This is a genomic window from Succinivibrio sp., from assembly GCF_045124615.1.
Lineage (GTDB): Bacteria > Pseudomonadota > Gammaproteobacteria > Enterobacterales > Succinivibrionaceae > Succinivibrio > Succinivibrio faecicola.
The window spans coordinates 1-11,114 of record NZ_JBGVMC010000142.1 but is presented as its reverse complement, the minus strand read 5'-3'; the positions used below and the strand labels follow the sequence as shown (position 1 = coordinate 11,114).

Below are 11,114 nucleotides of genomic sequence, written 5' to 3'. Positions count from 1 at the left end.
CACCCTTGCATCAACTAACGAGCAGAACATCATAAGACATGAGTGTTATGAAGAACTTTCAGATCAGTTAATCTCAAGAATCAACTATCTTGGAAAACAGACAGATCCAAACTCTCCTGATCTGACTGTTGCCGAGCTGTTACTTGCAGAAGGTGAGAACAACTCCGATATCGTCATAGAAAAGGGTGGTAATCTTACCTTATACGAAGCTCTGACAGAACAGGATAATAAAGAAAGAGAGAACGCAAGTAGCGTTTCATTAAACGAACTTAACAACGGTTCAAAAATTTTAAATTCACAAGGCTCATATCGTCTTCCAAAAACCAGAGTCAATCTGCCACATCAGGCCCCTGAACTTGATGATTCATCCTTATAACCGAGGTTAGAATGCCTAATCAGCCACTTGCACCGGTATATATCATTTCAAGTGATGATCCTTTTTTAAAAAAGGAGCGTTCTGATGCATTAGTAAGGCAGGCTAGAGCTACACTCAATGATCCTGTTCTTATGGTATTTACTCAACAGGATTTTGGCACAAGCGGCAAAGCTAACCTTTCAATGCTTGAAAATGAATTGCTAGATCCTGGTCTGTTTGGTGGAGACAGAATCATAAAAATCTACCTTGGTGAATTAAAATCAATTGCAAATCAGGTTCTTACTCTATTAGGTTCAAGATCAAGACCTGGAGTTGTATGCATTGTCGAAACAGGAAGAATAACCAAAAAGCTAGCTGATGCTAAGGCTCTTGATTATTCAACTGCAAGTGCAAAAGATAAGGATAAGGCTACAACAGAAAAAGCTCTTGGATTTGTCAAAGGAATTGGCGGTAGTATCGAGGTTATATATCCGCCCGACGAGAATAAATTTCCTGCATGGATTATAAGTAAGGCTTCTGAGTTAGGTCTTACAATGAATAGAGATGCAGTGGATTTTTTGAGAATTGCCTTTGACGGAAATCTAGGTGCAATCATCCAGTTTTTTGAAATCATCTGTGTACAGTATCCAGGAGCAAACGTTACTTTGCAGATGGTGGAAAGTTTCCTTGAAGAGGATACAAGACATTCTGGTTTTGATTTTATAAATAATGTTTTAAAACCTGATTCATACAAGGCAATAGCTGTATTACACTCACTTATGGAATCAGGTCCTCAGAGTGTTGTAACTCTTTCTGGAATTATTCAGTCTTCTGACAAGAGTTTAAAGGCTGTAGCTGCACTTAAAAATGATAAGTCATTTTTAAATTCAAATCCTTCTTTCATACAGAAGCAGTCCTATTTCAGAAATCTTGAAATATACCTTCCTGCAACCTACGATTTCATCATCAAGGCTGCAAGACTTATGAATAACGATCTGTACAGTTACCTTGTACAGGAACTGTCATTAGCATCAAAAGCTCTGTCTGCCTTCAATGAGAACGAAGCTGTTCTTCATCTAGAAAATATGGCAGCATCCGTTCAGAACAGTGCAGTAAGATCTCTTAGGAGTCTGTAGTGCATATTGGTATATTAGGTGGCTCTTTCAATCCACTTCACAACGATCATATTGAGCTTTTGAACTATATATACAAAAAGCTTAGTCTTGACCGTTTTATTCTAATTCCTAATGCTCTACCCCCTCACAAAACAACCTGTCATGTTTCCTTTAAAGACAGAGTGGATATGATAAATGAAACTGTTGCAAACTTACCTTATATAACTGTAAGCATGGTAGAACAGGACGACAGCATACCTCATTACAGTTTTGATACTATCAGTGAATTAAAGCAGCAGTTTAAAAATGATTCTCTGTACTTTTGCATGGGAATGGATTCATTCAATTATCTTGATAAATGGTACAAGGGTCTGCAGATCCCTGATCTTTGTAACCTTGTTGTAACCGACAGAACAGGTTACAGTATTGAACGGTCTAACAGTGCCGTTACAGAGAAATTATCCGACAGAATAGTAAAGCTTGAAGGAAAAATAGATGATTTGTCTGATATGAAAAAAATCAGTGAGATAAAGAGTTTGGAACAACCTAAAATCATTTATCTTAAAAAAGAATTTACTGATATATCTTCAAGTAAAATTCGAGATATTTTTAAAGATTTTTATAAAAAATACAGTATTTCTTTGCAGAATTTTGAAAATTTTAAAGAATTTGACAGCAATTTTTATGTTATGCAGCATCTTCCTGAAAGCATAACACGTTATATTTTGGAAAACAGACTTTATGCAGACTGAAAATCATAATACAGAAAATCTATTAGACAGATGCCTTTCAATTCTTTCAGACAGCAAAGCACATGACATCGTCAATATTGATGTTTCAAAGGCAAGCTCTCTTTGTGATAACGCCGTTATCTGCACAGGAACATCAAACCGACATGTAAGTGCTATTGCAAAAAGACTAGAAGACAAACTGTACGAGTTTGGCTACAAACATATTACACTCTCAGGAGAACAGACCGGCGAATGGGTTATTGCAGATCTTGGTGAGGTAATGGTTCATATCATGCAAGATGAGGTAAGACGCAGATACGAGCTTGACGATCTGTTCAACTGTATGGCACTTGGAGAAGCCTAATGAAAATTATTCTTCTTGCTGTAGGTACAAAAATGCCATCATGGGTAACCACAGCGTTTGAGGATTATCAGAAAAGATTTCCAAAAGAAATGAAATTTGAACTTCAGGAGATCCCACCTTGCAAGAGATTTTCTAAAGGCTCAGAAGAAAAAGCCAAGGAAGCTGAAGCAAAACTCATTTTAGAGGCCATTCCAAAAAAGGCCTATATCATTGCCCTTGATGAGCGTGGAAAACAGTACACTTCCATTGAGCTTTCAAAAAAGGTAGGCCAATGGCAGCAACTTGGCTGTGATGTGGTTTTACTTGTCGGAGGACCTAATGGTCTAACTGATGAAATCAGAGAAAAAGCAAATGAACTGTGGTCATTATCAAAACTTACTCTTCCACATCCATTAGTCAGAGTTTTCCTGATTGAAACTGTTTATAGAGGTTATTCTATCTTTGCAAATCTGCCCTATCATCGAGAATAGAAAAACGCATAGTGACCACTATTGCAAAATATGAGTATGTATGTGAAAAAAATACACTGTTCATAAGTCTTTAATTGTAGAATATACTCTTGAAATAAAAGAAATTTGAATAATCCTCCGCCAAGACAGAAAAAAAATTGTTTCACTTGAATAAGCACAGAAGAGAAAGCGAGCTTTTCAGCTTTAGAAAAAATAAAAAATACCATCAGACACATAATCTGAATGAGAGAAATGAAGAACTTGAAAATGCAGTTTTTCGTTCAAGAGTCTTTGTCTGCTGTGGTATTGCTGTTTTAATGGTGATTATTCTCTTCTGCAATCTTTACTATCTGCAGATCATCTCTTTTAAGGATTATCAGACCAGATCAAATGAAAACCGCATCAAGGTTATGCCTGTAGTTCCTCCAAGAGGAATTATCTATGACAGAAACCATGTGGTATTAGCAGAAAATTCTCCTGTATATCACCTTGTGATGTACCCAAACCGTCAGATTAATACAGAAAAAACAATACGCTCTTTGTCAAATCTTCTTGAGCTTGGGTTATCAGAAAAGGAAATCAAACGCCTTTTATATGAATCAAAAACAAGAAAGAGATTCTCCGGAGTTGAACTTTCAAACTTCCTGACAGAAGAGCAAATTGCTAGTTTTGCTGTAAATTCATACAAATATCCAAACGCCCAGGTTGTGGCAAATCTGAAAAGATTCTACCCATTTGCAGATATAACAACACATACTACAGGTTATGTGTCAAGAATCAACACAAAGGACGTAAAGAAACTTCAAGCGGAAGGAAAACTTGATAACTACGAAGGATCAACCGAAATTGGTAAGCTCGGTATTGAAAAATACTATGAAGATTATCTTCACGGTATGACAGGTTCATCAAAGGTTGAAGTAAACAGCCACGGACAGATCATTAGAACATTAAAGTATGATCCTCCTGAGCCTGGTCGTGATCTGACTCTTACAATCGATATACGTTTACAGTACTATGCTCAGGAAATCTTCGGAAAAATGAAAGGTGCCGTTATCGCCATTGATCCTGCAAACGGTGAAATTCTGGCTATGTACTCAAATCCAAGCTACGATCCTAATCCTTTTGTTCGTGGTATCCGTAATGGAGAATATGCAAGACTTATCAATAACCCAGGACGACCTTTAATTAATCGTGCGACACAAGGTGGCTATGCTCCTGCATCTACAGTTAAGCCTCTTCTTTGTGTAATGGGATTAAATGAAAAACTAATTTCTCCTAATACTCCATTCTTTGGACCTCCATACTTCAAACTTCCAGGTTCAACTCATCAGTTCAGAGACTGGAGAGCATGGGGACACGGATGGATGGATCTGTACAGAGCAATTGAAATATCTGCAGATACATATTTCTACGATCTTGCATACAGAGCTGGTATTAACAGAATTCATGACTATCTGGACAGATTCGGCTTTGGCCGCACAACAGGAGTCGATCTGTACGAAGAATCACTTGGAATTAACCCTTCAAGAGAATGGAAAAGAGCAAGGTTCAATCAGCAGTGGCATTTAGGTGACACTGTTCCTATTGGTATCGGCCAGGGTTACTGGACATCTACTCTTATTCAGCTAGCAAAGGCCCATTCAACCCTTGCAAACCGAGGAGTTACAAGAACACCTCATCTGCTCAAGGAAGTTATCGATCCTTTAACTTCAAAGATAACAAACTACAAGCAGAAAGAATCAAAGGATACTCTCAAGGTTGAAAGTAAGGATTATTTTGATGTATGTGCATCTGGTATGTACCTTGTTGTAAACGGACCTGAAGGAACAGGTAGAAGAGCTTTCTTCGGTGCAAAATATAAAGCTGCAGGCAAATCTGGTACAGCACAGGTTGTATCCATCAAGCAAGGCGAAAAGTACAATGCATCAAAACTAAAGGCTGAGCACAGAGATAACGCTCTGTTCGTTGCATTTGCACCATTTAAGAAACCAAGAATTCTTGTAGCTGTTATCCTTGAAAATGAAGGTGGTGGCTCTACAAAAGCAGCTCCTATTGCAAGAGCTATGATAGATAAATATTTAATTGATCTGTACCCTAACGGCTACATGGGAGATGAACCAGAAGTCGTGAAGTTCGGTATGGGCGGAACTGTAGTTTTACAATAATTTTATGAGTAATCAGGATAAAACAACTTTAGGTCAGGTTAACTCTAACCGAATCAGAGGCACCTTTTTTTCAAGACATCATATCGATCTGCCTTTACTGTTCGGTCTGTTTTTAGCACTGTGCTTTTCCCTGTTTGTACTGTATTCAGCATCAGGACAGGAATTTGATATGCTTATGCGTCAGTGCACAAGAACTTTTGCCGCATTCGTTTTAATGATTCTTGTAGCTCAGATCCCGCCACAGTATTATGCAAAGGTATCAATATATCTTTATATTCTAGGACTGGTCCTGCTTATTCTCGTTGAACTGTTTGGAGATATTTCAAAAGGTGCACAAAGATGGCTGAACCTTGGAATTATCAGAATTCAGCCTTCAGAAATCTTCAAGGTTGTTATGCCTCTTACTGTAGCAACATTCCTATCAAAAAGCGCAATTCCACCAAGATTTATTAATACAGTATTCGCTTTTGGTATCGTACTTGTACCAACTGCGCTTATTCTGATGCAACCTGATCTTGGTACAGCCACACTTGTTGCAGTCGCAGGATTTATTGCAATTTTTATTGCAGGTCTTTCATGGTGGTGGATCATAACAGGTGCAGTAGTAGGAGCAGGTGCTCTTCCTATTATGTGGAATTTTGTTCTACACGATTACCAAAAACAACGTGTTTTCACCCTTTTAGATCCAAGCTCTGATCCACTTGGTGCTGGTTATCACATCATTCAGTCAAAAATTGCTATAGGCTCTGGTGGTCTTTACGGAAAAGGATGGCTTCAGGGAAGTCAGTCGCAGCTTGATTTTTTACCTGAGCCTCATACTGATTTTATCTTTGCAGTTCTTTCAGAGGAAACAGGACTTGTTGGCTTCCTAATTCTAATGTCACTTTATTGTTTTATCATAGGAAGATGTATTCTTATAACCCTGAATGCAAAAGATAATTTTGAAAAAATTCTTTGTGGAAGTTTCACGTTTACCTTCATGTTCTATATATTTGTGAATATCGGAATGGTGTCAGGTATTCTTCCTGTTGTTGGTGTGCCTCTGCCACTTATCAGTTACGGAGGTACTGCCATGATTACACTAACAATCTGTTTTGGCATGATTATGTCAATTCAGACTCATAAGAAAGGATCTATCTTCAGACAAGATTAAAAAAGGAGGAAGTCTTGTTTTCTAGATTATTTAAGAAGGCTGCAAAAACTGCGCTATGTTCAGCTCTTCTTATGACTTTTAGCACACAGGTACACGCTAAAGCTGACCTTAATGAACTTGCTGCATATGCAAAAATTGACAGATCAGATCTTGAAAACGCATTATCACAGGCAAGGCTTGAGCAGAAAATTATTAATGCCATGAACAGACCAGGTGAGGCAAAACCTTGGTGGCAGTACAGAAAGATTTTCATTACAGTTTCAAGAATTAATGCTGGTGTAGATTTCTATTTTAAGAATGAAAAAACTCTTAATAGAGCATCAAATGAATTTGGTGTTCCTGAAGAAATCATCTGTGCAATTATCGGCGTAGAAACCTATTTTGGTAAACACAAAGGAACTTTCAGAGTTCTTGACGCTTTGTACACATTAGGATTTAACTATCCAAAAAGAGAAGCATACTTCTCAAAGGAATTTGCAAGATTTGTAGCTTTGGCAAAACGCGAGGGTTGGAACTATGACGATATCAAAGGCTCTTATGCCGGAGCTATGGGATATGGTCAGTTCATGCCATCAGCATATCTTGATTATGCAGTAGATTTTAATGGCGACGGAAAGATTAACCTTTTTGATGATACAGACGATGCCATAGGCTCTGTAGCAAGCTACTTTAAAGGTCACGGCTGGGCTCAAAACAGAGGCATCTATTATCCTGCCCATGTCCACAATGCTGATGTTAAAAAGCTAATGGATAAAGGCTGGGATCTTAGTGTAGATGAACTGTACAAATCAGGTGTAACAACCAAGGTAAACTTATCTACAGATCAGAAAATCAGACTCTTTGATTTTGATCAAGAAGATGGCAGCAAAGGTTACGCTGTAGGTCTTAATAACTTCCATTCAATTATGAGATACAATACATCTAAGCTTTATGCAAGAGCTGTATATGAACTCTCTGAATATATTGCAATGGGTGTTGAAAAGAAAAAGAGACAACAAGGAATCTATGTGCCAAAAAGGAGTCGCAAGCCTTAATGAAAAAGTATAAAAATATTGTAATCATTAGTGTTCTTGCTTCAGCACTTTGTGCCTGTTCATCTGGTGGTTCATATTCAAACTACTACTCAAGCTCCGGCTGTCATGTAGGCAGTGGACCTTACTGCACAAAACCAAAAGCACAGACATCTTTAGTGGATATTCAAGGTGTAGGTGGTGCAAAACCGGTTTATGAAGCACAAAGATCAAACGGTTGCAACAAAGACTATACAGTACTAGGTAAGAATTATATGGTATGGAGAGGTGCAACTTCCTATGTTGAGGAAGGTACAGCCTCATGGTATGGTCCTGGTTTTCATGGTAAAAAGACCTCAAACGGAGAAGTTTATAACCAGAAAGGATATACTGCAGCCCATAAGAATCTTCCACTACCTTCCTATCTTAAGGTTACAAACCTTAGAAACGGAAAAAAGGTTATCGTGAGAGTAAATGATCGTGGACCTTTTGTTGATAATCGAATTATTGACTTATCAGAAGGTTCTGCAAGAGCTATTGATATGGTTGGCTCTGGCACAACAAAAGTAAGAATCGAACTACTAAGAGTTATGCCAAATGGTTATATTCCCAATGCAACAGGTACTCCAGGTGGAAGTGTTGTTACTCCTTCTACAGGAAGCCCTGGTGCTCTGACTTTACCATCATCAACAAAAAATACAACAATCAGCAAGATTCCTAATTATAAGAATAAGGCAGAAGCTATTGCTGCTGTTAGGGATGCTCTGTACAAAAAGACAAATATTTCAGCTGCTGACATTGTCTCTGCAGTCAAAGGTGTGTACATACAGCTAGTTGCATGCAACTCTGATAAAATGGCACTTGAGATTAAACAAAGCGTACAGAACAGACTTCCATACAATGTGATTATTTCCAATCAGGGAAATATTAATCGTGTACTCGTAGGTCCGTTTACAGAAAGTGCAGCAAAAAATGCTCTTAACACAATCAGACGTAAGGGCTATACTGACAGTTTTATCAAACGAATGTAATATCTGAAGATTTAGGCTAAAAAAAATGTCATTTGCAAATACTTTAAAATTAACTTTATTATCAGGTCTTATCGCCATCTGTTCAAATTCATATGCAGAGGATATTCCTAATCCTTTTGCAAATATGAAATCAAATGCTCAGAATGGACAGACAGCAGCAGTAACAGGAAATGCTCCTGCACCAACTGTAATTCCAGCTCCACCAGAGTTTGATGCTCAATCATGGGTACTTATGGATTACTACTCTGGTCGTGTTATCTGCCAGAAGAATCCTCATGAGAAGATCTGGCCTGCATCTCTTACAAAAATGATGACAGCTTATGTTATCGGTATGGAGTTAAAAGCAGGACGTCTGCACATGGATGATAACGTAACAATCTCTGAAGATGCCTGGTCAAAGAAATATACTGATTCTTCAAAAATGTTCATCGAGGTTGGCAAGACAATTTCTGTTGGTGATCTTGTAAGAGGAATTATTATTCAGTCAGGTAATGATGCCTGTGTTGCAATGGCTATACATCTTGCAGGAACACAGGAAGGCTTCGTTTCTGTAATGAACAACTATGCAGCACAACTTGGCCTTAAGAATACCCATTTCTCAAATGTTCACGGTCTTTTTGATGAGATGAACTACTCTACTGCTTATGATATGGCACTTTTAGGACGTGCTATCATTCGAGATCTTCCAAATGAGTATCCAATCTACTCACAAAAAGAGTTTACATTCAACGGTATCAAACAGTACAACAGAAACCGTCTGTTATGGGATAAGTCATTAAATGTTGACGGTATTAAAACAGGTCACCTATCTCAGGTAGGATACAACCTAGTTACCTCAGCTACAAATGAAAATATGCGTCTTGTATCTTCAGTAATCGGCTGTAAGTCTGAAAAGGAAAGAGCTGCATATAATAAAGCTCTTTTAACATACGGTTTTAGATACTTTGAACTCACAACTCCAATAAAAGGCAATAAAACATTGCTAAATCGTGAAGTTCGCTTAGGAAAAGCAGACTCTGTTGATCTTACAATTAACAGTGATCTTACTGTTCTTATCCCTAGAGGTCGTAGCAAGGATCTCAAAGTTGGTTATCAGCTTAACAAGGCAATCTTTACAGCTCCAATCAAAAAGGGAGAGAAGCTTGGTGAACTTGAGGTAAAACTTGATAACACCATCATCGCTAAAAAAGATCTCATAAGCAATTCAGATGTTGAAGAATGTGGTTTCTTTGGCAAGCTTTGGGATAAGATTTATTTATTCTTCAATGATTCAGATGCATCAGTTGAAGATCAGACACAAGAGAACAAATAATGAGCGATCAGTACGCAAAACTTGAAAAACTAATAGAATTTCCAAGTGTTATCGGCTTTAGAGTTATCGTCGATGCAAGTGTATCTAATGCTCTTTTGGAAGTACTTAAAGTTGTAGACACTATTGAACCTGACTCCATAAAGGACAGAAATCCAGAACCTAGAGTCAGCTCAAAGGGCAACTACGTATCATATACTGTGTCCGTTAAAGTCAGAAATATCGACAATCTGAAGGCAATCTATACAAAGATTGGCTCTTTAGGCTGTGTAAAGCACATAATATAGGATTGAACGTGTCATATTCAGATCTAAACGAATTTAAATTTTCTAGTGATTTCTCCAGGTTTGTTAAAGCAATTGCCTACCTGTGTGCTTTGCTATGCACACTTGGTATTCTGTTTATTGTCTTAGGTTCATTCAGAATTTCAAGCTATGCCTTTAAGACCTATGAAAGCATTGAAAAGGTACCTTATAATCGTGTAGGTCTGCTGTTTGGCACTTCTCCACTATATTCTGATGGTGAAAGTAACGAATATTTCACATACCGCATTATGGCAGCCTCTCAGCTGTTTAAAGCAGGTAAAATCGACTATATTCTGGTATCAGGTGATAATCAGCATCAATCATACAATGAGCCTAGACTGATGAGAAAGGCGCTTGTAAAAGCAGGTGTTCCTTCCGATAGAATCGTCTTTGACTTTGCTGGCATCAGAACTTTAGATAGCGTAGTAAGAGCAAGAAAAGTTTTTCTGCAAAAATCAGTAACTTTTATTTCTCAGGATTTCCAGAATGAAAGAGCACTATTTATTGCAGATAAATATGATCTCAATGCTGTTGGTTTCAATGCAATCTCACCTGAAAGATCATTTATTAGCCGTATTGGTATTAGAGAATTCTTTGCTCGTATTATGTGCGTGCTTGATATCTATATATTAGATACACAGCCAAAATTCCTAGGCGATCCTATTAGAATCGGTAAAAGTTCACTGCCAAAACAGTTATCAAGCAAGCCTGTAAAGCAAACCTCACCAATCAAAAAAATTTCTGATAATGCTCAGATGCTTGCAATTCAGAAAAGAATTGCTGTATATGAGCCACTTTCAAAGAAAGCTACTGATTCAAAAAAAATCATAAAGGCTTCATTAAACATCAACAACACTGCTGTTGCTCCTGCTAATGAAACTCTTAATCCAGAAACACCAATTGCAGATAGCATGCTTTCTAATCAGCAAGAAGAGCTTTTATCATCACAGAAAGATGAAGCTCTAGATGAAGCTCAAAAGCAGGCTGAAGAAAGCATTTCTGTAAGAGAATAAGGAAGATAGATGCTCCTTTTCAGGAGCATTTTATTTATAGTTTCTGACTAAAATTTCATCAACTACACCTCTTTTTGAAGCCACAGAATTTACTCGTCTGTTAGCCTTAACAAT

Annotated in this window: 12 protein-coding genes; all 12 read left to right on the top strand. The window is 37.7% G+C overall.

All coding sequences use genetic code 11. The annotated features are described in order from the left end of the window. Positions 1–376, top strand: a 376-nt coding sequence (locus ACJML3_RS03790) for a hypothetical protein (RefSeq protein ID WP_406020757.1), incomplete at its 5' end; no start/stop codon positions are given. Positions 377–387: 11 nt separating this feature from the next. Beyond that, positions 388–1,491, top strand: coding sequence for a DNA polymerase III subunit delta (locus ACJML3_RS03785; RefSeq protein ID WP_406020755.1), 1,104 nt, complete (start codon positions 388–390; stop codon positions 1,489–1,491). Next, positions 1,491–2,222, top strand: a complete 732-nt coding sequence (gene nadD / locus ACJML3_RS03780) for a nicotinate (nicotinamide) nucleotide adenylyltransferase (protein ID WP_406020754.1) — start codon at positions 1,491–1,493, stop codon at positions 2,220–2,222. Before ACJML3_RS03785 ends, nadD begins: the two co-directional genes overlap by 1 nt. Further along, positions 2,212–2,565, top strand: a complete 354-nt coding sequence (gene rsfS / locus ACJML3_RS03775) for a ribosome silencing factor (protein WP_406020752.1) — start codon at positions 2,212–2,214, stop codon at positions 2,563–2,565. The genes nadD and rsfS overlap by 11 nt, the downstream gene beginning before the upstream one ends. Next, on the top strand, positions 2,565–3,035 hold the full coding sequence (gene rlmH / locus ACJML3_RS03770; RefSeq protein ID WP_219936226.1) for a 23S rRNA (pseudouridine(1915)-N(3))-methyltransferase RlmH: 471 nt from the start codon (positions 2,565–2,567) through the stop codon (positions 3,033–3,035). Before rsfS ends, rlmH begins: the two co-directional genes overlap by 1 nt. Before the next feature lie 218 nt (positions 3,036–3,253). Then, positions 3,254–5,179, top strand: coding sequence for a penicillin-binding protein 2 (gene mrdA / locus ACJML3_RS03765; protein WP_406020761.1), 1,926 nt, complete (start codon positions 3,254–3,256; stop codon positions 5,177–5,179). Positions 5,180–5,183: 4 nt separating this feature from the next. Next, the gene (gene rodA / locus ACJML3_RS03760; RefSeq protein WP_406020749.1) at positions 5,184–6,332 is read left to right on the top strand and encodes a rod shape-determining protein RodA; all 1,149 of its coding nucleotides are present in this window, start codon (positions 5,184–5,186) and stop codon (positions 6,330–6,332) included. Positions 6,333–6,346: 14 nt separating this feature from the next. Continuing rightward, complete coding sequence (gene mltB, locus ACJML3_RS03755) at positions 6,347–7,366, top strand: lytic murein transglycosylase B (RefSeq protein ID WP_406020748.1); 1,020 nt, start codon at positions 6,347–6,349, stop codon at positions 7,364–7,366. Beyond that, on the top strand, positions 7,366–8,373 hold the full coding sequence (locus ACJML3_RS03750; protein WP_406020746.1) for a septal ring lytic transglycosylase RlpA family protein: 1,008 nt from the start codon (positions 7,366–7,368) through the stop codon (positions 8,371–8,373). The genes mltB and ACJML3_RS03750 overlap by 1 nt, the downstream gene beginning before the upstream one ends. Before the next feature lie 124 nt (positions 8,374–8,497). Next, positions 8,498–9,685 (top strand): serine hydrolase, encoded by a 1,188-nt coding sequence (locus ACJML3_RS03745; protein ID WP_406020759.1) that lies wholly within the window; start codon positions 8,498–8,500, stop codon positions 9,683–9,685. Then, entirely contained in the window at positions 9,685–9,969 is a 285-nt protein-coding gene (locus tag ACJML3_RS03740; RefSeq protein WP_406020744.1) for a DUF493 family protein, read from the top strand. The genes ACJML3_RS03745 and ACJML3_RS03740 overlap by 1 nt, the downstream gene beginning before the upstream one ends. 8 nt (positions 9,970–9,977) lie before the next feature. Then, positions 9,978–11,000: a vancomycin high temperature exclusion protein gene (locus ACJML3_RS03735; RefSeq protein ID WP_406020742.1), complete on the top strand. Its 1,023-nt coding sequence runs from the start codon at positions 9,978–9,980 to the stop codon at positions 10,998–11,000. The last annotated feature ends 114 nt before the right edge of the window (positions 11,001–11,114 follow it).

Excerpts from the sequence above, each read along its gene's own strand:
- ACJML3_RS03785 (WP_406020755.1), top strand. The coding sequence starts at position 388 with ATGCCTAATCAGCCACTTGCACCGGTATATATCATTTCAAGTGATGAT.
- ACJML3_RS03740 (WP_406020744.1), top strand. The coding sequence starts at position 9,685 with ATGAGCGATCAGTACGCAAAACTTGAAAAACTAATAGAATTTCCAAGT.
- ACJML3_RS03745 (WP_406020759.1), top strand. The coding sequence starts at position 8,498 with ATGAAATCAAATGCTCAGAATGGACAGACAGCAGCAGTAACAGGAAAT.
- rodA (WP_406020749.1), top strand. The coding sequence starts at position 5,184 with ATGAGTAATCAGGATAAAACAACTTTAGGTCAGGTTAACTCTAACCGA.
- rsfS (WP_406020752.1), top strand. The coding sequence starts at position 2,212 with ATGCAGACTGAAAATCATAATACAGAAAATCTATTAGACAGATGCCTT.
- ACJML3_RS03750 (WP_406020746.1), top strand. The coding sequence starts at position 7,366 with ATGAAAAAGTATAAAAATATTGTAATCATTAGTGTTCTTGCTTCAGCA.
- rlmH (WP_219936226.1), top strand. The coding sequence starts at position 2,565 with ATGAAAATTATTCTTCTTGCTGTAGGTACAAAAATGCCATCATGGGTA.